This window comes from Rhodococcus sp. NPDC060086, assembly GCF_042730275.1.
In the GTDB taxonomy this organism is placed as follows: domain Bacteria; phylum Actinomycetota; class Actinomycetes; order Mycobacteriales; family Mycobacteriaceae; genus Rhodococcus.
On sequence record NZ_JBHWWZ010000039.1, the window covers coordinates 12,113 to 36,757 of the forward strand.

The 24,645-nt window shown below is 66.1% G+C and carries 21 protein-coding genes; 15 read left to right on the forward strand and 6 right to left on the reverse strand.

Annotated features, from left to right (window positions below; all coding sequences use genetic code 11):
* Positions 1-70: 70 nt before the first annotated feature.
* Together ACFWB0_RS19075 and ACFWB0_RS19080 are read left to right on the forward strand one after the other, a co-directional pair.
* Entirely contained in the window at positions 71-1,912 is a 1,842-nt protein-coding gene (locus ACFWB0_RS19075) for an AMP-dependent synthetase/ligase (RefSeq protein ID WP_378492027.1), read from the forward strand.
* Positions 1,913-1,930: 18 nt separating this feature from the next.
* Complete coding sequence (locus tag ACFWB0_RS19080) at positions 1,931-2,305, forward strand: DUF5313 family protein (protein ID WP_378492028.1); 375 nt, start codon at positions 1,931-1,933, stop codon at positions 2,303-2,305.
* Between the two features lie 71 nt (positions 2,306-2,376).
* Here ACFWB0_RS19080 and ACFWB0_RS19085 read toward each other — a convergent pair whose 3' ends face one another.
* Positions 2,377-3,126, reverse strand: a complete 750-nt coding sequence (locus ACFWB0_RS19085) for a FadR/GntR family transcriptional regulator (RefSeq protein ID WP_378492029.1) — start codon at positions 3,124-3,126, stop codon at positions 2,377-2,379.
* 134 nt (positions 3,127-3,260) lie between these two features.
* On the opposite strand from ACFWB0_RS19085, the gene rraA reads away from it, so the two are divergent.
* Positions 3,261-3,749: a ribonuclease E activity regulator RraA gene (gene rraA, locus ACFWB0_RS19090; protein WP_378492030.1), complete on the forward strand. Its 489-nt coding sequence runs from the start codon at positions 3,261-3,263 to the stop codon at positions 3,747-3,749.
* A gap of 6 nt (positions 3,750-3,755) precedes the next feature.
* Here the strand turns inward: rraA and ACFWB0_RS19095 are convergent, their stop codons facing one another.
* Positions 3,756-3,977, reverse strand: coding sequence for an RNA-binding S4 domain-containing protein (locus ACFWB0_RS19095; RefSeq protein ID WP_378492031.1), 222 nt, complete (start codon positions 3,975-3,977; stop codon positions 3,756-3,758).
* 58 nt (positions 3,978-4,035) lie between these two features.
* On the opposite strand from ACFWB0_RS19095, the gene ACFWB0_RS19100 reads away from it, so the two are divergent.
* From ACFWB0_RS19100 to ACFWB0_RS19110, 3 genes are all read left to right on the forward strand, one after another.
* Positions 4,036-5,385: a cryptochrome/photolyase family protein gene (locus tag ACFWB0_RS19100; protein WP_378492032.1), complete on the forward strand. Its 1,350-nt coding sequence runs from the start codon at positions 4,036-4,038 to the stop codon at positions 5,383-5,385.
* 63 nt (positions 5,386-5,448) lie between these two features.
* On the forward strand, positions 5,449-6,813 hold the full coding sequence (locus ACFWB0_RS19105; RefSeq protein ID WP_378492033.1) for a TIGR01777 family oxidoreductase: 1,365 nt from the start codon (positions 5,449-5,451) through the stop codon (positions 6,811-6,813).
* Positions 6,810-8,309 carry an SDR family oxidoreductase gene (locus ACFWB0_RS19110; RefSeq protein ID WP_378492034.1) on the forward strand — a complete coding sequence of 500 codons (1,500 nt, stop codon included), beginning with the start codon at positions 6,810-6,812 and terminating at the stop codon, positions 8,307-8,309. The genes ACFWB0_RS19105 and ACFWB0_RS19110 overlap by 4 nt, the downstream gene beginning before the upstream one ends.
* A 31-nt stretch (positions 8,310-8,340) precedes the next feature.
* Here ACFWB0_RS19110 and ACFWB0_RS19115 read toward each other — a convergent pair whose 3' ends face one another.
* Both ACFWB0_RS19115 and ACFWB0_RS19120 read right to left on the reverse strand, forming a co-directional pair.
* On the reverse strand, positions 8,341-8,922 hold the full coding sequence (locus tag ACFWB0_RS19115) for a lipocalin family protein (RefSeq protein WP_378492035.1): 582 nt from the start codon (positions 8,920-8,922) through the stop codon (positions 8,341-8,343).
* A 50-nt stretch (positions 8,923-8,972) separates the two neighbouring features.
* Positions 8,973-9,644: a fasciclin domain-containing protein gene (locus ACFWB0_RS19120; protein ID WP_378492036.1), complete on the reverse strand. Its 672-nt coding sequence runs from the start codon at positions 9,642-9,644 to the stop codon at positions 8,973-8,975.
* A 332-nt stretch (positions 9,645-9,976) separates the two neighbouring features.
* Here ACFWB0_RS19120 and sigK point away from each other — a divergent pair, with 332 nt between their 5' ends.
* Complete coding sequence (sigK, locus tag ACFWB0_RS19125; protein ID WP_378492037.1) at positions 9,977-10,552, forward strand: ECF RNA polymerase sigma factor SigK; 576 nt, start codon at positions 9,977-9,979, stop codon at positions 10,550-10,552.
* Positions 10,542-11,285 (forward strand): anti-sigma factor domain-containing protein, encoded by a 744-nt coding sequence (locus tag ACFWB0_RS19130; protein WP_378492038.1) that lies wholly within the window; start codon positions 10,542-10,544, stop codon positions 11,283-11,285. Before sigK ends, ACFWB0_RS19130 begins: the two co-directional genes overlap by 11 nt.
* Before the next feature lie 13 nt (positions 11,286-11,298).
* On the opposite strand, the gene ACFWB0_RS19135 is transcribed toward ACFWB0_RS19130, so the two are convergent.
* Positions 11,299-12,090: a putative protein N(5)-glutamine methyltransferase gene (locus ACFWB0_RS19135; protein WP_378492039.1), complete on the reverse strand. Its 792-nt coding sequence runs from the start codon at positions 12,088-12,090 to the stop codon at positions 11,299-11,301.
* Positions 12,091-12,207: 117 nt separating this feature from the next.
* Here ACFWB0_RS19135 and ACFWB0_RS19140 point away from each other — a divergent pair, with 117 nt between their 5' ends.
* From ACFWB0_RS19140 to ACFWB0_RS19170, 7 genes are all read left to right on the forward strand, one after another.
* Complete coding sequence (locus ACFWB0_RS19140; RefSeq protein ID WP_378492055.1) at positions 12,208-14,361, forward strand: MMPL family transporter; 2,154 nt, start codon at positions 12,208-12,210, stop codon at positions 14,359-14,361.
* 46 nt (positions 14,362-14,407) lie between these two features.
* Entirely contained in the window at positions 14,408-17,761 is a 3,354-nt protein-coding gene (gene lysX / locus ACFWB0_RS19145; protein ID WP_378492040.1) for a bifunctional lysylphosphatidylglycerol synthetase/lysine--tRNA ligase LysX, read from the forward strand.
* 148 nt (positions 17,762-17,909) lie between these two features.
* Positions 17,910-19,838 (forward strand): sensor histidine kinase, encoded by a 1,929-nt coding sequence (locus ACFWB0_RS19150; RefSeq protein ID WP_378492041.1) that lies wholly within the window; start codon positions 17,910-17,912, stop codon positions 19,836-19,838.
* A 97-nt stretch (positions 19,839-19,935) separates the two neighbouring features.
* Positions 19,936-20,535, forward strand: a complete 600-nt coding sequence (locus tag ACFWB0_RS19155; protein WP_378492056.1) for a histidine phosphatase family protein — start codon at positions 19,936-19,938, stop codon at positions 20,533-20,535.
* 43 nt (positions 20,536-20,578) lie between these two features.
* Positions 20,579-20,953, forward strand: a complete 375-nt coding sequence (locus tag ACFWB0_RS19160) for a hypothetical protein (RefSeq protein ID WP_378492042.1) — start codon at positions 20,579-20,581, stop codon at positions 20,951-20,953.
* 101 nt (positions 20,954-21,054) lie between these two features.
* On the forward strand, positions 21,055-22,668 hold the full coding sequence (locus ACFWB0_RS19165) for a molybdopterin-dependent oxidoreductase (RefSeq protein WP_378492043.1): 1,614 nt from the start codon (positions 21,055-21,057) through the stop codon (positions 22,666-22,668).
* Between the two features lie 46 nt (positions 22,669-22,714).
* Entirely contained in the window at positions 22,715-23,623 is a 909-nt protein-coding gene (locus ACFWB0_RS19170; protein WP_378492044.1) for an SDR family NAD(P)-dependent oxidoreductase, read from the forward strand.
* Between the two features lie 19 nt (positions 23,624-23,642).
* On the opposite strand, the gene ACFWB0_RS19175 is transcribed toward ACFWB0_RS19170, so the two are convergent.
* Positions 23,643-24,551, reverse strand: a complete 909-nt coding sequence (locus tag ACFWB0_RS19175; RefSeq protein WP_378492045.1) for a cutinase family protein — start codon at positions 24,549-24,551, stop codon at positions 23,643-23,645.
* Positions 24,552-24,645 lie beyond the last annotated feature (94 nt).

A 24,645-nucleotide genomic window follows, 5' to 3' on the forward strand; every position in this document is an offset into this window, starting at 1 on the left:
GAGGAAAGCCGTCTCTTCCGGTGTCCGGAGAAGCGCTGCTCAGGACCGGCCTGCCTTCTAGACTGGGGCAATGACCATAATGCGCGCGTCCGAGGAGAAGGTCGATCACGCCAAGATCGAGAAACGGGCGCCGTCGGTCGCTCGGCTGTTCATCGATCGCGTCACCGCGTCACCGGAGGCAGAGGCCTTCCGCTACCCCGACGGTGAGGGTGACTGGACGAGCACCACCTGGGAAGAGACCGGAGACAAGGTGCGGCTGCTCGCGGCCGGGCTGCTGTCGCTGGGCCTCGGACTCGAGGACCGCGTGGCGCTGGCCTCGTCGACCCGCTTCGAGTGGGTGCTCGCCGACCTCGCGGTGATGTGCGCCGGTGGGGCAACCACGACGGTGTATCCCACCACCCACGCACCGGATGTCGCGTTCATCGTGGCGAACTCGGGAAGCCGCGTCGTCATCGCAGAGGATCAGGAGCAGGTCGACAAGCTTCTTCAGCATCGCAGTGAGCTACCGGATGTCGCCAAAGTGGTCGTGATCGACGGTTCGGGCGACGGCGACTGGGTGATCGGGTTCGACGATCTCGTGGAACTCGGCCGGGCCCACCTGGCCGAGGATTCGGGGGTGGTGATCGACAGGATCCACAGCATCGAGCCACATCACCTTGCGACCGTCATCTACACCTCCGGCACCACCGGCAAACCGAAAGGCGTCCGGCTGCCGCACTCGGCATGGACGTACGAGGCGGCGGCCGTCGATTCCGTCGGCCTGCTCGGCTCCGACGATCTGCAGTACCTCTGGCTCCCGCTGTCGCACGTGTTCGGCAAGGTGCTGCTGACGCTGCCCCTGCAGATGGGCTTCCCCACCGCCGTCGACGGGCGGGTCGACAAGATCGTCGAGAACCTCGCCGTCGTCCGCCCGACCTTCATGGGTGCCGCGCCCCGCATCTTCGAGAAGGCGCACGCACGCGTCGAAGGGATGATGTCGGAAGAAGGCGGCATCAAGAAGGTGCTCTTCGACTGGGCCATGGGCGTGGGCACCGGTGTGTCGAAGGCGCGCCAGGACGGCCGCTCGCCCGGCCTGCTCGACAAAGCGCAGCACACCGTCGCCGACAAGCTGGTGCTCTCGACCATCCGCGAACGCTTCGGTGGCCGTTTGCGCTTCTTCATCTCCGGCTCGGCGGCACTGAACCCCGACGTGGCGCAGTGGTTCGATGCCGTCGGCATTCCCGTGCTCGAGGGCTACGGACTTACGGAGACCTCGGCCGCGTCCTGCGTCAACCGCCCCCAGGCAAACCGGCTCGGCACGGTGGGCTGGCCCCTCCCCGGAACAGAAGTGAAGATCGCCGATGACGGCGAGGTGCTCATCAAAGGTCCGGGTGTGATGACCGGCTACCACGACCGCCCCGACGCCACCGCCGAAGCGCTCGATGCCGACGGCTGGTTCCACACGGGCGATATCGGCAGCCTCGACGACGACGGTTACGTGAAGATCACCGACCGTAAGAAGGACATGTTCAAGACGTCGCAGGGCAAGTACGTCGCCCCGTCGGCGATCGCCGCGACGTTCAAGGGCATCTCGCCCTACGCGGCGGAGATCATCGTCCACGGTGAAAGCAAGCCGTACTGTGTCGCGCTGGTGGCGCTGGATGCCGAAGCCGTCACCGCGTGGGCAGACAAGAACGGCCTCGGCGGTCTGTCGTTTGCCGACATCGCGCAGCACGACAAGACGCACGAGCTGATCTCGAAGGACATCGACCAGCTCAACCTGCAGCTCAACCGGTGGGAGCAGATCAAGAAGTTCACGATCATCGAGCGCGAACTCTCCGTGGAAGAGGGCGATCTCACGCCGAGTATGAAGCTGCGCAGGAAAGTGGTCGTGGATACATTCGCGGACAGCCTGACGCGGCTCTACGACTGAGGCACTACCCTGGACAATATGAGTAGCGCGCGACCTAATTTGTCTCAGCGGATCGGTTACATGTTCGGTCGAACGCTGCCCGCCGAACAGCGTGAGTGGGTCCGGGAGGACATCCTCGGGCCGGGAGGATCCCGGCGTTACCTCCTGCGGTGGAATCTGCCCCTCATCCCGCTCTTGATGCTCTTCCTGCTGATTCCGGGCCCGGTCTGGATTCCGTTCGCGATGATGCTGCTCCTCCTGCTTCCGTGGCTCTACTTCGCGATCGCGCTGATGCCGATCTGGCAGCGGCACCGTCTGCAGCAGCACGGCTTCGATCCCGGGCTCCTGGGTTCGAAGGACCGCGCCCGCGCCGACCGTGAGCGTGCCGACTACGAGCGCCGGTTCGGCCGCTGAACCCGACGCGCACTTGTGCTGTGCATGTTGAATGGCTCACGGCAGGGCTGACCGTCATCGGCGGCGGTTGATCAGGACAGCACCTCGACGAGAGTGGTCTCCGAATCGCCGGTCATGTAATGCTCGACGCTGTCGAGGTGACGACGCCAGAATTCTTCCGCTGCACCAGGTTCCCCAGATCGCAGCAGTTCGACGAGCTTGTGGTTCGCACGCAGCGCCACGGCCACGCCGGGGCTGTCCCGCCCCGTTCGGGTCGACAGGTACAGCGCATTGTGGGCGTCCATGATGTCGAGCAGCATGTTCGCGAGCGTCGACATCGTCTGATTGCCACCGAGTTCCATGATCGCGCGGTTCACGTCGCTGACGTATTTGACGAACGCGTGCGGATCGTCGATCACCTGCCCACCGCGTTCGACGACCGCGGCGAGCGTGTCGATGCGGTCGCCGGGGTTCGCGGCGATCAAGCCGACCGCCGCGACCTCGAGTTCGGTACGCGCGCGGTACACGTCAGCGAGCGGGACTCCGCGGTACTGCAGCAGCAGACCGGCGTAGCGCGCCGCCGTCGACCCGTCGGGCGCCTGCACGCGTGCACCTCCACGCGCACCGCGGAGCACGGTGATGATGCCTTCCGATTCGAGGATGCGGAACGCTTCACGCAGGGTCGGCCGCGACACTCCGAATCGCTCCATGAGTGCGGCCTCGTTGGGCAAGGGTTCACCCGCCTCGAGTTCACCGATGATGATCTGACGGCGCAGGCTCGCGGCAATCAGTTCTCCGGCCTTGGGCACGCGAACGACCGCCTGGCGGGCGTCGAGAGGCATTGCACCGTCCTGTATCAGTCATGGGCGAAGCTGGCCCGTAAGAATACAAGGATCTACCCGATTGCGGTGGGGCTCGCCCGTGGTGGCCGTCACCTTCGGTTTGCCCACCACGCGAAGGGCTTATCCTCTGGCTCATGAGCGAAGCCATCGAATTCACCGCGACCGCCGATCTCGCCGACGAGATCGGCCGCGACATCCGCAGCTGCGACACCCAGTTCATCCAGTACGGTGGGCGCGCCGAGTTCGCAGGCCCGATTACGACGATCCGCTGCTTCCAGGACAACCTGCTGGTCAAGCAGACGCTGTCCGAGGCAGGCAACGGCGGTGTCCTGGTGGTGGACGGCGACGCGAGCATCCACACCGCACTCGTCGGCGACATCATCGCCGGACGCGGCGTCGACAACGGCTGGGCAGGCGTCATCATCAACGGCGCCGTCCGCGACTCCGCGATCCTGCGCACCCTGGACATCGGTGTGAAGGCACTGGGCACCAACCCGCGCAAGAGCACCCAGACCGGGTCGGGCGAGAAGAATGTGCCGGTCGAGATCGGTGGCGTCACCTTCAACCCGGGCGAGATCGTCTACAGCGACCACGACGGTGTGGTCGTGCGCGCCGCCAACTGACCGAGGTCAGTCCCTCGCCACCCGCGCACTCGCCCCGGCGATCTCGACGACGTCCCCGGTGTGCAGCTGCCGGCCCCGCCGCACCTCGACCTCACCGTTGACCGAGACGAGACCGTCGGCGATCACCTCTTTCGCCTCCGCACCCGACTCGATCAGGCTCGCCAGTTTCAGGAACTGACCGAGCCTGATCGAGTCGTCGCGGATGGGAACATCGAACGCTTCGGTCATGTTCGCCATTGTCTCCCATCCACCACGTCACCCATCCACCACCTTGCACACTGGACGGGTGAGTACCCACGTTGTCTGGTTCCGCCGCGATCTACGCCTGCGCGACCTACCCACCCTGTCGAGCGCCTCCGATGCTGATCGTGTGGTCGCGCTGTTCGTGCTCGACGACGCACTGGCGACACCCGGTCCGCGCTATACGTATCTGCTGCGCTGTCTGCGCGCCCTCGACGACGATCTCGACGGCCGGTTGCTCGTGGTCCATGGAGACCCGGTCGACGTGGTACCGACGATCGCCCGCGAGTTCGACGCGAGCGCGGTGCACGTCAGCGCGGACCACGCCCCGTACGGGTCGCGACGCGATCGCGCCGTCGAGGACGCCCTCGACGATGTCCCGTTGGTCCGGACCGGCTCGCCCTATGCCGTCTCACCGGGGCGCGTCCTCAAGAACGACGGCACGCCATATCGGGTGTTCACGCCGTTCCGGCGCGCCTGGCTCGAGCACGGATGGCGCCCGCCGGCGAAAACCGACGCGACCACCGCGGCCTGGCTCGATCCCGACGGCACCGATCTGCGCGTCGCCATCCCGGACGACGACTCCCCGGACATCGCATTGCCACCGGCCGGCGAGAAAGCGGCACTACGCCGATGGCGGCAATTCCGCGACGACGGACTCGACCGGTACGACACCGACCGCGATCGACCCGACCTCGACGGCACGAGCCGCCTGTCCGCCGCCCTCAAATTCGGATGTCTGCACCCCCGCACCCTCCTCCACGACCTGCGCGACCGTTCGGACCCCGGTGCGACGACCCTGCGTAGCGAGCTGTGCTGGCGCGACTTCTACGCCGACGTCCTGCACCATCGCCCCGACACGGCACGCCGCAACTACAACGAGCGCTTCGACGCCCTCCGCTACGACAGCGGACCCGACGCCGACCGTGCCTTCGCCACCTGGCAACAGGGCCGCACCGGATTCCCCATCGTCGACGCGGGCATGCGGCAGTTGCTCGCCGAAGGCTGGATGCACAACCGGCTGCGGATGATCGTCGCATCGTTTCTCACCAAGGATCTGCACCTGCCGTGGTGGTGGGGCGCGCGACACTTCATGACGCATCTCGTCGATGGTGATCTCGCATCCAACCAGCACGGATGGCAGTGGACCGCCGGGTGCGGCACCGATGCAGCCCCCTACTTCCGCGTGTTCAATCCCACCTCGCAGGGAGAAAAGTTCGATCCTGCGGGTGACTACGTGCGTCGCTGGGTACCCGAACTGCGTGGCGTCACGGGAAAGCGTGTTCATCGGCTGCCGGACGGCCCACCGCCCGGATATCCGGAGCCGATCGTCGATCACGCCCACGAGCGGCAGGTCGCACTGGCACGATACGGAGAGATCTCCACCCGCCGATGACCCATCCACGGAGGTGCCTGCTCCGAATGGAGAACAGGTAGAACACGATTCACGGAGGCGTCGATGAGTATCGAGTACAGCAGTGTCGTCGAGGCGTCCCGCGAGGAAGTATTCGACTGGCATGCCCGGCCCGGCGCGATCCATCGGCTGCTCCCACCGTGGCAGCCGATGAGCGTCGTGTCCGAGGCTCGCTCCCTCGCCGACGGCCGTGCCGTACTCGGCCTGCCCGGTGGACTGCGATGGGTCGCCGATCACCAGCCCGACGCCTACGATCCCCCATCACGGTTCGTCGATGCGCTCGGGCACAATGGCCTGATGTCGAGGCCGGCCGGGCTCGTCCGGTCGTGGCGCCACGAGCACCGATTCGAGCAGGTCGACGCCCACCGCACCCGCGTCACCGACCTCGTCGACACCCCGGTTCCCGAAAAGCTGCTGCTCCAGACGTTCCGGTATCGGCACCGCCAACTCGCCGAGGACCTCGCGAGCCACCGCTGGTCGCACGAGCAGGGTGTGCGGCCGGTGACCGTCGCGATCTCGGGTGCGTCCGGGCTCATCGGCACGGCGCTGGCCGCGTTCCTGAGCACCGGAGGCTACCGTGTGATCCGCCTGGTGCGACACGCCGCGCACGGTGACGACGAGCGCCGCTGGGATCCCGACTCTCCCGCGCCCGACCTGTTCGAAGGCGTCGACGCCGTCGTGCACCTGGCCGGCGCATCGATCGCCGGGCGGTTCACCGATTCGCACATGGCCGCGATACGCGACAGCCGCCTGGAGCCGACGCGTCGGCTCGCAGAGTGCGCGGCCGCTACCGCGAACGGACCCGCTACGTTCGTGTGTGCCTCTGCGGTCGGCCTGTACGGATACGACCGCGGTGACGAACCGCTGGACGAATCGTCTTCGCGTGGAACCGGTTTCCTCGCAGACGTGGTGGCCGACTGGGAGGATGCCACCGCACCCGCAGCGAACGCCGGGATCCGCGTGGTCAACGTGCGCACCGGAGTGGTGCAGACGCCGCGCGGCGGCACACTGCAGTTGATGCGCCCCCTGTTCGCCGCCGGTCTCGGCGGCCGCCTGGGCAGCGGGCGTCAATGGTTGTCGTGGATCGATCTCGACGATCTTCTGGACGTCTATCACCGTGCGCTCTACGACCCCGAGCTGTCGGGTGCCGTCAACGCTGTTGCGCCGGAACCGGTCCGCAACAAGGAGTACACGCGCATCCTCGCCGGCATACTGCACCGGCCGGCGCTGCTGCCGGTTCCCGGTTTCGGCCCGAAGCTGCTGCTCGGTGAGCAAGGGGCTCGTGAGCTGGCCACTGCAGACCAGTACGTCGTGCCCCGACGGCTCCTCGACGCCGGGCACACGTACCGCCGCGGATCCCTCGAGGAGTCCCTGCGTCATCAGCTCGGCCACCTGGTCGCGACGTCATGACCGAGGCGCATCGCCCAGGTACTTCGGAGCGCCCGCTGCGCATCCTGGTGACCGGTGCGACCGGGTACATCGGTGGCCGGCTCGCACCTCGTCTCGTCGAAGCCGGCCATCGCGTGCGGGTCCTCGCACGGAGCCCCGACAAACTCCGCGATGTGCCGTGGGTGGACGACGTCGACGTGGTGCGTGGCGACCTCGGCGATTCAGACTCGCTCGAGCGGGCATGCCGGGACATCGACGTCGTCTACTACCTGGTGCATTCGATGGGTGGCCGCGGCGAGTTCCTCGACGCCGAACGTCGCGCGGCGGAGCACGTTGCTGCAGCAGCACGCAGCGCCGGTGTCGGGAGGATCGTCTACCTCGGTGGCCTGCACCCGAAGTCCGAGGAACTGTCGACGCACCTGAAATCGCGGGCACAGGTCGGCCGGATCCTGCTCGAATCCGGGGTGCCGACGTTGGTGTTCCAGGCCGGAGTGGTGATCGGCTCGGGTTCGGCATCCTTCGAGATGATCCGCCATCTGAGCAATCGACTGCCGGTGATGACGACACCACGCTGGGTGGACAACCGGATCCAGCCGATCGCGATCCGGGACGTGCTGCACTATCTGGTTGCAGCAGCAACCGCACCGCTGCCCCGCAGTCGCGTCTACGATATCGGCGGCCCCGATGTACTGCGGTACGGCGAGATGATGCAGGTCTACGCGCATGTCGCGGGCCTACGTCGTCGCAGGATTCTCGTGCTTCCAGTGCTCACCCCGAAACTGGCCGGGCTGTGGATCGGGCTCGTCACCCCGATTCCGCCGTCGCTGGGACGTGCCCTGATCGAATCTCTGGGAAACGACGCGGTGATGAACGATCACGACATCGACGAGGTGATCCCGCCGCCTCCGGGTGGGCTCATCGCGTACCGCGACGCCGTCCGGCTGGCGCTGGGGCGCATCGACCGCGGCGAGGTGGAAACCACGTGGGCGAACGCGTCACCCGTGGGCGCGCCCGCCGATCCTCTGCCGTCGGATCCGGCCTGGGCAGGCGAGGTGGTCTTCACGGACGAGCGCAGCCTCGACTGCGACACCGACGTCACCGCGGTGTGGGAAGTCGTGGAGGGTATCGGAGGCGAGAACGGCTGGTATTCCTTCCCTTTGGCATGGACAGTTCGTGGATGGCTCGATCGTTTCGTCGGCGGAGTGGGCCTGAACCGCGGACGACGTAACCCTCGCACCCTGCACACCGGGGATGCCCTCGACTTCTGGAGGGTCGAACGCATCGATCGTCCGGAGTTGTTGCGCTTGCGTGCCGAAATGCTCGCCCCGGGTGGCGCATGGCTCGAGTGGCGACTCGAACCGCTCACCCCGCACCGCACCCGGCTGCATCAGCGTGCGCTCTTCTTTCCGAAAGGTCTTGCAGGCCGGCTCTACTGGTACTCACTGCTCCCGTTCCACGGGATCATCTTCGCCGGGATGCTCGAGAATATTGCCGGTACGGCACGGAAAAGCCGCTGACGTCGGTTCGTCAGCGGCCCTTCCATCCTGCTCATACCGTGCAGAGCGGCTTGATCTCTTGCAGCCCTTCCGTGGTCGGCGAGGTGAGCATCAGGCACGAGTTGTATCCCTGGCTCTCCACGACCGCACGGATCTCCTGCCATCCCGCCACATCCACCACCGGTGACCGCGACAGGACGAATCCGGAAATACGACTCGGGTCGCCCACGAGCGCCCACGAGTAGTCCTCCGCAAGGTGCGCAACGATGTAGTTGCTCGGGCCGTCGAGAGAATCCTGGAACGGCACGCCCGGGAACGCCACATGCAGTTGTGCCGTGTCGTTGACACGGGCGTTGCCCACTATGCCGCGACGTTCTCCGGCGATGGTGGTGCACGAATTCTCCACGCGGACATTGCGCTCGTCGATCAGCGTGTAGTTCGCGGTGGTATCACGCACGCAATCGATGTTGTAGGGCGCCGGGTTGGCGGCCAACTGGTACCAGTCGCCCACGTAGCGATTGACATCGAGTTGCGGGACAGGCGTCAACGGGGCTGCCTGCGCGGGCGCTGCCATCAGGGTCGATCCCGCTGCGGCGAGAAGCGCCGCAGCGAGGCCGACAATCGTTTTCCTCACGGAGATGTGTCCTTTCTTCGGCTGAGGTCGGGACTACTGCAACTTCTCGACTACTGCGGCAGCAGGACACCATCGATCAGGTAGACGGTCGCGTTCTCGGTTTCGACACCGCCGCAGATCACGTTGGCGTCGTTGACCATCCAGTCGTCGCCCGAGCCGGTGACCTCGACGGTGCCGCCCTGGACAGTGGTCTGCTCACCTGCAATGTCTGCAGGTGCGATCTGACCGGCAACCACATGGTAGGTCAGAACATCGGTGAGCAGCGCGGAATCGGTCTGGAGAGTTTCGATGGTCGCGGGATCCACCGCCGCGAACGCGTCGTCCACCGGCGCGAAGACGGTGAATTCACCACCGTTGAGGGTGTCGACGAGGTTGACGTCCGGGTTCAACTGCCCCGACAAGGCGGCGGTCAGCGTAGTGAGCAGCGGGTTGTTCGCTGCCGCAGTGGTCACGTTCGCCTCGGCCATGCCCTCGACCGAACCCGGGCCGGTAGGCACCTGCTCGGCATAGGCGGCACATCCCGGGCCGACGAGAGCGGCCGGGGTGGCAGCACCGGTCTCGGTCGTCTCCATCGGCGCAGTGGTCTGCTCTGCCGGGCTGGACATGGTGGTCGTATCGGTCATGGTGTCGGTGCCTTCATCCGACGTGCAGGCAGCAATGCTCAGCATCGCTGCAGCCCCGATACCGACGAGTGCCAAACTCTTTCGTGTCCGATTTGCCATTGTTCCGTTCCCTTCAGGATGCGCGGCCTGCGAGCCGCGGCGAGGTGTGTGTCACTGGTCATTCGCCACTGCTCCGCACAGGGATGGGTGGGATCGGAAATTAATTTGTCGAAGCAGGTGACCCATCCGAAACGTCACCCGCACCGAAGATCGGGCATGGACTTCCCTTCGGCTCGAGAATGCGCTCACGCTCTCGTCGCGCCCTGCTTCGGGAGATGATCGGCATGCACACCTGGGCTCTGCAGCCCGAGATCGCACTCCACTTGCCCCGGGCCAGGTTGAGCGGCCCGATTCGTCCGGCTAATGTTTCGTGCAATGAGCGGACACGGACCATGACCGGGGTCGGCGACAAGACCGGCACGCTCGAAGCGTTGCTCGTCCGGGTCGCCGCCGCGGATTCGGCTGCCTTCGCCGAGTTCTACGACCTGACGCGGTCGCGGGCGTACGGCATGGTGCTGCGTGTCCTCCGCGATCCCGGCTACAGCGAGGAAACGCTGCAGGAGGTATACCTGCAGGTGTGGCGCACCGCATCGGGGTTCGACCGCACGCAGGGATCGGCGCTCGCGTGGCTGATCACTCTGGCACACCGCCGGGCCGTCGACCGGGTGCGCACCGAGCAGTCGGGCGCCGAACGGGAGTCCCGCTACGGCGCCCTGTCCACTGCCACGGAGTTCGACAGCGTCAGCGACGAAGCACTTCGTCGCGACGACACGCGGCAGGTTCTCGACTGCCTGGGCTCACTGACCGATCTCCAGAGGCAGTCCGTCGAGCTCGCCTATTACAGCGGACTGACCTACCGCGAGGTATCGGAGCGGTTGTCCGCGACGCTACCGACCGTCAAATCGAGGATCCGGGACGGCCTGATCCGATTGAAGAACTGTCTGGGGGTGAACAGCGATGACGCATAGCACACGATCCGGCTTCGACGACGAAGGCCATCTGCTCGACCTCACCGCTGTGTACGCCCTGGATGCGATCTCGGACGACGAGCGCCGCACCATCGACGCACGCCTGGCCGACGCCGGCTCCGACGTCGCTGCAACGTTCCAGCGCGAAATCCGCGAGATCCGCGAAGCGATGGCGGAAGTCTCCCGTGCGACCGCCGTCGAACCACCGGCCCATGTGCGTCGACGTCTTCTCGATGCCGTCGCGACGTCCGATTCGTCTGCGGGCGATGCCCCGATCTCGCTGGAGGCGCGCCGGAACCGGCGCCGCAATTTCCTGCTCACTGCGGCAGCCGCGGTGGTGATCGCGATCGGCGGCATCGGTGTCGCGACGCAATTCCGCCAGGAACTTCCCCCCACATCTGCCCAGGTCCTCGCGGCGGAGGATGTGCGCACCACGTCCGGCTCGATCGAGGGCGGTGGCACGGCAACGGTCGTGTATTCGAAGAACGTCGATGCCGGCGTGCTGGTGATGAACAACGTCGCGCCGCCGACCGACGGCACGGTCTACCAGATGTGGCTGATCGGACCGGACGGCGCCACCGCTGCGGGCACCATGGCGCCCGACGACGTCGCACCGTCGACCACCGCTGTCCTCGAAGGCATTTCGGATGCCACCGCATTGGGATTCAGCGTGGAGCCCTCCGGAGGTTCGACACAGCCGACCGCCATCTTCGCGCAGTTGCCGCTCGGCTGAGCGCCCGTCCGTGTCACGGACCGACCCCGATGACGACGGTGGCGTCGAACTCCTCCGATCGGCGGATCTCCGGCGTCAGCCCGGCCGCGGCGAGAATTCTCTTCGCGGCCGTGGCCTGTCCGGAGCCGGCTTCCACGAGGAGATGTCCACCTGGCGCGAGCCACTCCGATGCGGACACCGCCAACCGTCGATGCACGTCGAGTCCGTCGTCGCCGCCATCCAGCGCGACACGTGGCTCGTGTATCCGCGCCTCGGGCGGCATGGTCTCGATCGCCGCCGTCGGTACGTAGGGAGCATTGGCGACGACCACATCGATCCGGCCGAGCATCGAGTCGGGCAGCGCCGTGTAGAGGTCGCCGCAGTGGACGTCGCCGTCACACGGTGTGAGGTTGCGTCGTGCGCAGCGGGCCGCGTCGGGGTCGATATCGGCGGCATGCAGCCGGATGCCGGGCTCGACAGCCGCGAGTGCAGCCCCGACCGCACCGCAACCGCAGCACATATCGACGACGAGCGAGCCGGGCGCAACCATTTCGGCGGCACAATGCACAAGAAATTCCGTACGACGGCGGGGAACGAACACCCCGGGATCGACCGCGAGTTTCAGACCACAGAACTCCGCCCATCCCAGCACGTGCTCGAGGGGTCGGCCGTCGATCCGCTGCTGCGCGAGCGCTTCCAGATCCGACGGTGTGTGTGCAGCGGTAGTGAGAAGCCGGGCCTCGTCCTCGGCGAAAACGCACCCGGCGGACCTCAATCGGGCAACGAGATCGACGGGCGGACACTCGGCTCTCGTGGAATCGGGCACGCCGCACCCTAATGCCGATCCGCACCCCGGCGCCTGCGAATTATGCATGTGATGCACCGCACCCATCCGAACTGCGACATACTTCGAATCACCGGTGACGACCGCACTCAAGGCAACATGGGCCTGCACGTCCATTCGTGTCCGCCCGACCAGGAGGAGCTCTTGAGCACCACGACCACACCCACTCCACGCCGTACGCGCCTACGGTGGCTGATACCGGCGCTGCTGATTCTGGTGTGGCTCGGCGTCGCGGGCGGCGGCGGCCCGTTCGCCGGCAAACTCGGTGAGGTCGCCTCGACCGATGCGAGCTCCTTCCTCCCTGCCTCTGCGGAGTCGACCCGCGCCGACGAGATCTACGCCGAGTTCCGAGAAAGCGATGCGATTCCGGCGATCGTCGTCGCCGAGCGCGACGGCAGTATCACTCCCGACGACCTCGCGTTCCTCGCCGCCGAATCGGCCGGTCCACCGCCCATTCCGTCCGAGGACGGACAGGCCGTGCAGATGATCGTTCCGATCGACAGTGGTGTCGAGGTCAAGGACGCCGTCGCGGATCTGCGTACCGCCTTGGAAGGGGCCCCTGAAGGCCTGACGGTCCATGTCACCGGCCCTGCAGGTCAGGCCGCCGACCTGTCGGCCGCGTTCGCAGGTATCGACGGACTGCTGCTGCTCGTCGCAGGCGGCGTGGTCCTGCTCATCCTGATCGTGGTCTACCGCAGCCCGATTCTGCCGTTCGTCGTCATCATCTCCGCCGTGTTCGCGCTCGCGCTCGCCAGCCTGCTCGTCTACCTGCTCGCCGACGCAGGCACGATCGCGCTCAACGGGCAGTCCCAGGGCATCATGTTCATCCTTGTGTTCGGCGCGGCCACCGACTATGCGCTACTGCTCGTCTCCCGCTTCCGAGAAGAACTACGCATCCAGGAAGACAAGTACGCCGCGATGCGCACGGCGTGGCGCGCCTCGATCGAGCCCATCGCAGCATCGGCGGGCACGGTGATCCTCGGCGTGCTGTGCCTGCTGCTGTCCGACCTGAACTCCAACCGCGGTCTCGGCCCGGTCGCCGCCATCGGTATCGCGACGTCGTTCATCGCGTCCATGACATTCCTGCCCGCCGCACTCGTCCTGCTCGGGCGAACCGCTTTCTGGCCCACCCGGCCGAAGTACGAGCCGGATTTCGACAACGAGAACTTCGAGCAGGCACACCGCTTCTGGAGCCGGGTTGCCCAGTGGGTCGGCTCGAAGCCCCGCCCGATCTGGATCGTGTGCAGCCTCGTCCTCGTCGCATTCGCTCTGTTGCTGCCGCAGTTCAAGGCGAGCGGTGTCGCCTCATCCGATCTGTTCCTCCTGCAGACCGATTCCAAGTCCGGGCAGCAGGTCCTCGGTGAGCACTTCGACGCGGGCAGCGGTTCACCGACCGTGATCATCGCGAACGAATCGTCGCTCGACGCGGTCACCGATGCCGCACGGATCGACGGCGTCACGACCGTCGAACCCGTCACCGGCCCGGACGGTGCGCCCACGGTCGTCGATGGACAGGTCGCGCTCCAGGCCACCCTCTCCGATGCGGCCGACTCACTCGAAGCCGAGGCAACCGTCGAACGCCTCCGCGAGGCCATGGGCACGGTACCCGGATCCGACGCTCTCATCGGTGGACCGACGGCCGTCGATCTCGACACCAAGGACACCGCTACCCGCGACCGCACGCTGATCATCCCGGTGGTCGCGCTCGTGGTGCTGCTGGTGCTCATCGTGCTGCTGCGGGCGATCGTGGCGCCGATCCTGCTGATGCTCACCGTCATCGTGTCGTTCGCGGCCACACTCGGTGTGTCGTCGCTGCTGTTCAACCACGTGTTCGGCTTCCCGGGTTCGGATCCGGTGGTGCCGCTGTTCGGATTCGTGTTCCTGGTGGCGCTCGGCATCGACTACAACATCTTCCTCATGACTCGCGTGCGTGAGGAAACGAAGAAGGTGGGAACGCGGGTCGGCACGCTGCGGGCGCTCACCGTCACCGGTGGCGTCATCACGTCGGCGGGAATCGTGCTCGCCGCAACGTTCTCCGCGCTGGCGGTGATCCCGCTGCTGTTCCTCGCGCAGCTCGCGTTCATCGTGGCATTCGGCGTACTTCTCGATGCGCTGCTGGTGCGCTCTCTGGTGGTTCCGGCGCTCACCATCGACATCGGCCGCAAGATCTGGTGGCCGAGCGCGCTGTCCCGCAGCGAGCCCGACACTCGGGCGGACACCGACACCGAGGCCGACACGCGGACGGTGTCATAGCGCGCAAACGTTCGCAGACATGCCCCGACACCGCTACGGTCGGGGCATGTCTGCGGAAATCACCGCGAGGCCGGATCCACCGTCCCCGGTGACGGCTCCGTCTTCCACAGCACCCACGAGATCCTCACGTCTCGCCGCTCGCGTGACAGCCGCCGTACCTCATGTCTTCGGGGTCGCGCTCGCCGTGTACGCGGGGGTGGTAGCGCTGTGGTCGCTCTCACCTACGTTGCGAGTCTGGCTCCATACACCGCGCGAGTACCTCGACGAGTACTACTTCGACGCGCCGGACACGAGCCTGTCGTTCGCGTTCGTCGTGGCGGTGCTCGCCGCTGCGATCGCCGGACGCAAACGCATCGCCTGGTGGATCCTCACGATCTACCTCGGTGGTTTCGCGCTCACGAATCTGATGCTCGCGATCATGGAGCGTGACCCCGGCCACCTCGCGGCGCTGATCGTCCACCTGGTGCTCGTCGGTGTTCTCCTGCTCTCGTTCGGCGAGTTCGATACGCGCGTGCGACCGGGCTCGATCCCGTGGTCCCTGGCCGTCCTCGTGGGAGGTCTTCTCGCAGCGACCATGATCGGTTGGGGCCTCGTCGAACTGTTCCCCGGATCGTTGCCTCCCGAAGACCGATTGTGGTGGGCGATCAACCGCGTCACCGCCCTGACGTTCATCGACAACGACCAGTTCGCGGGTCACACGCACTGGCTCATCAGCACCGCCCTCGGTGCGCTCGGCGCGCTCGCCCTGATCGCCGCACTGCTCGTGCTGTTCCGCTCGCAGCGCTCGACGAACGCGCTCACCGGGACGGATGAATCCGCGATCCGAGGACTCCTCGACCAGCACGGCGACGACTCGCTCGGCTACTTCGCAACCCGACGTGACAAAGCCGTGGTGTTCGCACCGAGCGGTAAGGCCGCAGTCACCTATCGCGTCGAAGTCGGTGTGTGCCTGGCGTCGGGTGATCCGATCGGCGACGCCGAAGCGTGGCCGCACGCGATCGGCGAATGGCTCGGTGTTGCACGTGCGTACGGGTGGACACCGGCGGTGATGGGCGCGAGCGAGGACGGCGCGAAGGCGTATCACCGTGCCGGACTGTCGGTCTTGCAACTCGGCGACGAGGCCGTGCTGCACACACAGGGATTCTCGCTCAGCGGCCACAATATGAAGCCGGTCCGGCAGGCGGTCAACCGAGCACGTAAACACGATGTGTCCGTGCGCATTCGACGTCACTATGATCTCGGAACCGTCGAGATGGCCAACGTCATCCGCCTCGCCGATGCGTGGCGAGACACCGACACCGAGCGTGGATTCTCCATGGCACTCGGCCGCCTCGGCGATCCGCTCGACGCGAACTGTCTGCTCGTGGAGGCCGTCGTCGACGGCACACCCGTGGCGATGCTGTCGCTCGCACCCTGGGGCGAGAACGGCGTATCGCTCGATCTGATGCGCCGGGACCCGACGGCACCGAATGGTGTCGTCGAGTTCATGGTCACTGAACTCGCAACGCATGCAACACTTTTCGGAATCGAGCGCATCTCGCTGAACTTCGCGGTGTTCCGCTCGGCTTTCGAAGAAGGCTCCCGCATCGGGGCCGGGCCGATCATGCGGATGTGGCGGTCGATCCTGCTGTTCTTCTCCCGTTGGTGGCAGCTCGAGGCGCTCTACCGATCCAACGTCAAGTACCACCCGGAGTGGATTCCGCGTTTCCTCTGCTTCCGCGACCACCGCGAAATCCCTCGCGTCGCAATGGCATCCGCAGTGGCCGAGGGATTTCTCACCGTCCCCAGCTTCGGACGTCGAAACATCCGGAAGCACACCGGAACCACTTCGATGGTGCCCGACGGGCTCGTCGAGTCGGGAGCGGTGCACGACGACGGGAGCGCCGCGGAGATCGCTTCCACCGCCGATCGTTCGGAGCGCTCCCCCAACCTGCAGCGACGCCCCGAGCAGGACCGCGTGCGGAGGGACACGCTGGAACGGATCGTCGAGTACGGCGTCGACCCTTATCCGATCGCCGACCCGCCGACGCATACCGTCGCCGAAGCCCTCGCGACGACGCGCGGGGGCCCCGTTCGGGTCGCCGGGCGCATCCTGCGGATCCGCGATTTCGGTGGCGTACTCTTCGCCGTCGTGCGCGACTGGTCCGGCGATCTGCAGATCCTCATCGACCGCGAACGCGTCGCCGGCCGGCAATTCCTGTTCGACCTCGGCGATCTCGTCGAAGTGTCCGGCGAGATGGGACGCAGTCGTACCGGCGAGATCTCATTGCTGGCCGACTCGTGGCGAATCAACGGAAAATGCCTGCATCCGCTACCGGACAAATGGCGGGGCCTGGTCGATCCGGAGGCGAAAGTCCGCAGGCGGTATGTGGATCTGGCGGTCGATAGCGATGCCCGGCGACTACTCGCGGCCCGCAGCGCGGTGGTGCGGTCCCTGCGCGACCAACTGCAGGAACGCGGATACCTCGAGGTCGAGACGCCGATTCTGCAGTCCGTCCACGGCGGAGCCAACGCCGCGCCGTTCACCACGCACATCAACGCATACGACACCGACCTGTATCTGCGGATCGCACCCGAGCTGTACCTCAAGCGGCTGTGCGTGGCCGGAATGGAGAAAGTGTTCGAGATCGGACGCGTATTCCGCAACGAAGGTACAGATTTCAAGCACAACCCGGAATTCACCATTCTCGAGGCGTACGAGGCCCACAGCGACTACGAGAAGATGCTCACACTCGCACGCACCCTGATCCAGAGTGCGGCCGTCGCGGCACATGGACGCGAGATCATCGTTCGCCCCGGCGATGACGGCGCACCGGTGGAGATCGACATCTCCGGGGAGTGGCCGGTGAAGACGTTCCACGACGCACTGTCCGAGGCCCTCGGCACCTTCGTCGATGCCGAGACTCCGGTCGAGGTACTGCGCCGGATGTGCGACGAACGCACGATCGCCTACGACCCGGCATGGGACGCGGGCGCCACGGCGCAGGAACTCTACGAACACCTGGTCGAGTCCCGGACCGAGTTCCCCACGTTCTACACCGATTTCCCCACGTCGATTTCGCCTCTGACCAGGCCTCATCCTCGGAAGCGAGGTCTCGCTGCGAAGTGGGACCTGGTCGCGTGGGGTGTCGAACTCGGCACCGCCTACAGCGAATTGACCGACCCGATCGATCAGCGGGCGCGCCTCACCGAGCAATCGCGTCTCGCCGCAGGCGGCGACGAGGAAGCGATGGAGCTCGACGACGATTTCCTGTACGCACTCGAGTACGCGATGCCGCCGACAGGCGGTCTCGGCATGGGCGTCGACCGGATCGTGATGCTCATCCTCGGTGGCAGCATCCGCGAGTCGCTGGCGTTCCCGTTCGTAAAACCTCGCAATACAGCTGGACAGGACATATAGGACGGCACACAATCCGCAGTCGATTCCGAAGTCCTTTACCCAAAGTTTGGGACGGGATATATACAAGATCGGAATTTACGGGTAGAACGTATTCCTGTGCATTCTGCGATGCACAGGAATCGCCTTGTGTGGAAGGAACAATCCGAGCGTGAATCTTCGCCGCAACCGTCTCCTACGGCTCGGCAACTGGCGGCTGAGGTACAAGCTCGGCGTCATCGTTGCCGTTCCGTTGCTCGCCGCCATGTTGCTCGGCGGCCTCCGCATCACCACCCAGCTCGAGGAATCTCGCCGGTACGATGCCCTGTCCGAACAGATCGCCGTCGCACCCGCACTACTCGACTACTCCACCGCGCTCGTCAGCATGGTGACCGTGACCGGCCTCGGCATCCCTCCGACAATCACCACCTCGGAGGCGATCACGGCGACGATGCGGAACGCGGTCGACATCGCCGACGGCAGCGGACTCCAACCCACAATCCGCAAAGAACTCGACGCACTCCTCGCCGACGGCGGGATCCTCCACGACGGCGTGATGAACTCGGGTATGGCCCCGGAGGAACGCCAGCGGAGGACCATCGATTTTCTCGTCCGGTGCAAGGACATCTTCCGCGACATCTTCGACCTTCTCGAAGACAACGAAGCACTCGTCGATGCTTCCAACCTGATCACCGTGTGGGACGCGCAGCTCAACCTGCTCAGTGAGATGGAATCGCTGGCTTTGTTCGCGACCAATCCCGATGCGGCACAGACGGCTGCGTTGAAGGCCGTCAACAACGAGGATTCGACGCTGCGACTTCTCCTCGGGTCGAGGCTCGACACCGGCCAGATCGAAGGAATGCTCGACGGCATCGCGTCGCGCCGTGCGTTGATCCAGAACTACACGCCCACCGCCGCATTCGGTGAGCAATTGCGTGGCTCGATGGTCGCGGCCTCGCAGCCGTACGCCGACAGCATCGTTCACGCCAGCGAACAGATCACTGCGACGCTCGACCGCCTCACCTCCGACGCACGATCCGATGCCATCCGCGATTCGATCCTGATCGGAACGCTGCTTGTGGTCGCCCTCGCCCTCGGCCTGACCGTCGCACGGTCGCTCGGGCTCCCGCTTCGCCGTCTCCGCAAGGAAACTCTGGCCGCCGCGGATACCGAACTGCCCGCTGCCATCGCAGCGGTGAAGGAGGGCGCCTCCGTCGACAGCGTTCAGCTCGCTCCGATCGGCATCGACACCGACGAAGAGATCGGTCAGGTGTCACGGGCCGTCGATTCGATGAAGAACGAAGCACTCCGTCTCGCAGGCGAGCAGGCACACCTCCGGCAGCAGGTGAACGTCATGTTCGAGACACTCGCGCGCCGAAACAAGACCCTCGTCGAACAGCAGCTCTCACTCATCGATTCGCTCGAATACCAGGAGAAGGACCCGGTCCGCCTCCAAAGTCTGTTCTCGCTCGACCATCTCGCAGCGCGGATGCGTCGCACCGGCGAGTCGTTGCTCGTGCTCGCCGGTACTCGTCCCCGCACACGGACCTCACCGGCACCGCTCACCGACGTGTTGCGCGGCGCGGTCTCCCAGGTCGAGAACTACCAGCGGGTTCACATCGGGCGCACCCCGCACGGATATCTCCTCGGGATCGCCATCGACGACGTCGTGCACATGATCGCCGAGCTCGTCGACAACGCCCTGCGGGCGTCACCTCCGAACAGCTCCGTGCGGCTGGAGTTCACCTCTGCGGAGGGCGGCGGACTTCTCCTCGAGATCGCCGATGTCGGAATCGGTATCCCCCGTGATGCGCTCGACGAGATCAATACCCGCCTCTCCGATGGCGACGAGGCCGATGTCAACGCACCCCGGCAGATGGGTCTGTTCGTGGTGGGACGTCTCGCCGCGCGCAACGGCATGAACGTCCGACTTCGCCCCACGTTCGACTCGGACACCAATGCCGGCGTGACGGCATCGATCTACTTCCCCGCACGCTTGCTCGCCGAGATCCAGGCATCGAGCCCCACGGCGATCACCGAGCGCCCGCGACGACTCTCCCGAGACAACGACACATCGCAGTACTTGCAGGGCGGACGATGATGGTCCAGGACACAGTTCGGGGCGCACTGCACGACAGTGTTTCACGTGAAACGGGGGCGGTCCCACCTCGAGGGGCTCACCTGGCATGGTGGAGCTCGTGCAGCTTCTCCTGATCCGCCACGCCCAGCCTGAGTACGCCCGCGTGAACCTGGGGCGTGCCGATCCGTCCCTCACCGAACAGGGTCTGGTGCAGGCCGGACGTCTCGTGGAAGCACTCGCGCCCTACCGAATCGCGCGGTTGTTCTCGAGCCCGCAACTCCGGGCACTCCAGACAGCGCAGCCTCTCGCAGAGAGGCTGACACTGCCGGCCGAGCAGATCAAGGGGCTCGCGGAGTACGACTACGAACTCGATCACTACATTCCGTTCGAAACCGCCAAAGACCTCGGATCCGATGCCTACAAACGCATCCTCGCAGGTCACTTGCCCGATTTCGTCGATGCGGAACTTTTCCGCAGCCGGGTGCTGGCTTCCGTCGACCAGGTCGTGTCCTCCTGCTCACACGAGGACACCGCGGTGATCGTCGCGCACGGTGGCGTCATCAATATCGTGCTGCAGGATCTTCTCGGGCTAGAGCTGCCGCTGGCGTTCCCCATCGAGTACGCGTCGCTCACGCGCGTTCTCGTCTCCCGCAGCGGTCGGCGCAGGGTCGCGTCGATCAACGAAACAGGGCACGTGCGCGACACCCTGCGTGTGTGAATCCCTCACACCGACCGCGCGCAGGCACCTACGCTGAGAGACCATGCGCATCCTCACCCGAACACTGTCCGTCGCTGCTCTCGCCGGCGCCACTGTGCTCGCAGCGGCCGGCACTGCAGTCGCCGAGGAATGGCCCTCCGGCAACGGTGCGGTCAGTGTCGTCGAGCAACCCGACTTCCTCGTTCCGAGCGACGGCGAGTTCTGGAATCCGCTGGTTGCCGAGAACCGGCTCACCTCGCCCTACGGAGAGTCGACACGTATCGAGTGCACCCAGTTCCACGGGGTGCTCCTCGAATGCTGGCAGGCCGACGCGAACGGGAATCCGCACAAACTGACCGAGCTCCCGTTCAACTTCCCGGCGATCACCGGCTCGTCGGCGCCTGGTGGCGGGCCGTCGCACTTCGTCTTCCTCGGCTGACATCACCTGCTGCCGCTGAACGAGCGGCACGTCCGGTCCGCACCCATCCGAGTCGCGGTCGGCGCCGAACCCCTTCTCGATCTTTCAGAAGGGCGGTGGGCATGGCGACTAGTGGAGACGCTCGGCAGGAGGGCTCCGTCACCGGAGACTCTGGCGACCACCGCCCGTCCCTCCGGCTCGGCATTCCGGCACGGGCACTGGCGGGTGTGCTGTCCGCCGGAGTCGTGCTCGGAATCGGCGAGCTCGTGGCGGTGCCGTTCGGGTCGTCGGCATCCCCCTTCTTCGCCGTCGGCTCCACGACTGTCGACCGGAGTCCCGCGTGGGCACGCGAGATCGCGATCACCGCGTTCGGAACCAACGACAAGGCGGCGCTGTTCATCGGGATGAGCATCCTGATCGCGGTATTCGCCGCGGTCGCGGGTGTCGTCGAACGACCTCGCCGTCCCTACGGCAGCATCGTGCTCGTAGTTCTCGGACTGGTCGGGGTGTACGCGGCGTTGTCTCGTCCCGGTGCGACCCCGGTCGATGCCCTCCCGACGATCGTGGGTGTCGCCGCAGGCATCCTCACGCTGCGACTCCTCACGTGCCGCGCTCCCGAACGCGACGAGGCCGGACACACGCCCGCCCCCACCCTCGCGGGGGTGTCCCGTCGACGCTTCCTCACGGTCGCGAGCACCGCAGCGGCAGTGGCGGTCGCTGCGGGAGTGGCGGGACGCCATCTCGCGGGCTCGATCGCCGGTGCCGTCCGCAACCGCATGGCATTCGTCCTACCGCTCGTAGGAATGAGTGACCGGGCGCCTGCAGTCGCCTCGGGTACCGAGATCGCGGTGCCCGGGGCGACGTCCTTCGTCACCGGCAACAACGTCTTCTACCGCATCGACACCGCATTGCAGGTTCCGATGCTCACCACCGACGACTGGAGTCTGCGGATACACGGCATGGTCGACCGAGAGATCACGTTGAGCTGGCGTGATCTCATGGCCCGCACACCGATCGAGCGAACCATCACTTTGACCTGCGTGTCCAACGAGGTCGGCGGCGACCTCGCCGGTACCGCCACCTGGGTCGGTTACCCGATCAAGGATCTGCTCGACGAGGCAGGCATCTCCCCCGACGCCGACATGCTGCTGTCCACCAGTGCCGACGGGTTCACCGTGGGAACGCCGATCGACATCCTGCGCGACGGCCGGGACGCACTGCTCGCGGTGACGATGAACGGCGAGCCACTGCCGTTCGAACACGGCTACCCCGCTCGGCAGGTAGTACCCGGGCTGTACGGATTCGTCTCGGCCACAAAATGGGTCGTGGACTGGGAGGTCACCCGGTTCGATCGGGCGCAGGCGTACTGGACGCGACGGGGTTGGGCCGAGAAGGCCCCGATCAAGACCGCGTCCCGGATCGACGTCCCGGCCTCGTTCGCTCGGGTCTCTGCCGGCGAGGTCCTGGTCGCCGGTACCGCGTGGGCACAGCACCGCGGCATCTCCCGGGTCGAGGTGCGGGTCGACGACGGACCGTGGGCCGACGCGACCCTCGCCGAGGAATACTCCATCGACACCTGGCGCCAGTGGTACTGGAGATGGCAGGCCGTACCCGGCACTCACACTCTTCAGGTACGGGCCACCGACAAGGACGATGAAGTCCAGACCGAAGTACGCGTCGAGCCAATCCCCGACGGCGCAAGTGGATGGCACACCCGCTCGGTCACCGTGGTGTGATCGCAGGATCCGCCACACCTCGGTCCAGTCGTGTTTGATGGAGTGTATGCCCACTCGGTACGCGCAGATCCGTCGATGGCGAGCCGGCACAGCGATCCGCTCGCGTCTGAACGATCTGACGGGAACGCTGGTGGTGGTGACCGGCGGTGCGAGCGGTATCGGCCGTGCCTCCGCCCGCGCCTTCGCGGCCGAAGGCGCAATCGTCGTGGTGGCCGACAAAGATCTCGACGGCGCCCGCGACACCGTCGCCCTGATCGACCATCCCGACTCTGCAGGTGGCTCGACCGCCGTCTTCGGCGGCGGTGCACACGCTTACGAGCTCGATGTCGCCGACGAGGAACAGATCCGCGAGTTCGCGGCCACCGTCCGGTCGCGACACGGAGTTCCCGATGTTCTCGTGAACAACGCGGGGATCGGCGCGATCGGCGCGTTCGTCGAGACCCCGCAGAGCCTCTTCGAGAATGTGATGGAGGTGAACTTCTGGGGCACCGTCTACGGGTGCCGCGCCTTCACCACCCAGATGATCGAACGCGGCACCGGCGGACACATCGTGAATGTGGCCTCGGCAGCGGCCTTCATGACGCAGCGGAACCTCACCGCCTATTCGACGAGCAAGGCTGCGGTCTTCATGCTGTCGGAATGCCTACGCGCCGAGCTGATCGAGCACGGCATCGGCGTCACGGTGGTGTGCCCGGATCTGGTCAACACGAACCTGACCCGCAACAGCGCCTACGCGGCACCCAGCTCCGAGAAGCGCGCTGCGCGTCGGGACCGCGCGCTGTCGATCTACCGCAGACTGCACGTCGAGCCCGAACGAGTGGCCGACGCGATCGTGTCCGCGGTGCGCCACAATCGGCCCATCGTCACCGTTGCTCCAGGCGCGAAGGCGCGTAAGTGGCTGAGCCGCTTGGCTCCCCGGGTGGTGCGAGTGGGCTCGCGGTTCGACATCGACTGACGCGTGCCCCCGCGCAGCGTCACACCTTCGAGGTGAGCCAGTCGCGGAGCCAGATCGTTGCTGTCGTGTGGCGGTCGTCGACCGCATAGTTCGAGTAGTCCTGGTGGATCTGCGACCCGTAGAACTCTCGGATCTGCGTCTCCCGCTCGACGTTCGCCTCCGGGCTGATCTGCAGTTGGAGAGTGGGCACCCCACCGGCGGCAATGATGTCGTTGTAGAGGAGGGTCGCCTCGTCGCGGTAGTTCTCGAACTCGCCGGGCTGGGTGCCGGCCGAGATTGCCAGGAATCCGGCGAGGCGGGTCACGAAGTCGTCGGGCGGCGTCGAGCAGTAAAGATCGCCGACGGCGCAGATGGTACGGATATTGGGGCTGACGAGCCCGAAACCGCCGACACGGGATCCACCGGCACCGTTTCCGGGCACCGGAGGCCCGACGAGCGGATCCGCTTCGGAGCGACGAGGATCGGAGATCAGCCCGACCGCCGTGAGACGGTGCGGGGGGATCACGCCGAGCCCGGTGCCGATCTCGGCGGCGAGATCGCCCGCGGCGTCGGCGCCCTGGCTGTAGCCCACGAGCGCGAAGTCGGTACCCGGGCAGTGCGCCGCAGTACCCGCGATCAGGTTGCGTGCATTGTCGACGGCACGGTTGCGGGAGGCCGCGTACATGTCGCCCTCCCACGGGAATGCGGTGGCCGGGTACTGCACGTAGTCGACGCGGGCACCGGCAGGTAACCCGGATGTGACCTGTGCCAGCATGCCGTTACCACGCTCGGGATCCGGGGTACTCGAGGTTTCCCACGTCCCGGGGACCGCAATCACGTTCAACGTCGGGCACCCACCCGGATCTGCGTGCGCCGCAGGCGTTGCCACTATCGAACCCACCAGAGCTACTGCAGCTGCCAACATCGTCGATGCCCTACCGAAACGCATCCGAAAATCCCCCGACCTTCTCGCCGTATCACGCCACGCCACAGTCTCCATCACGAATATGACACATTCGTGAACGCCGCGTGATACTAGTCCC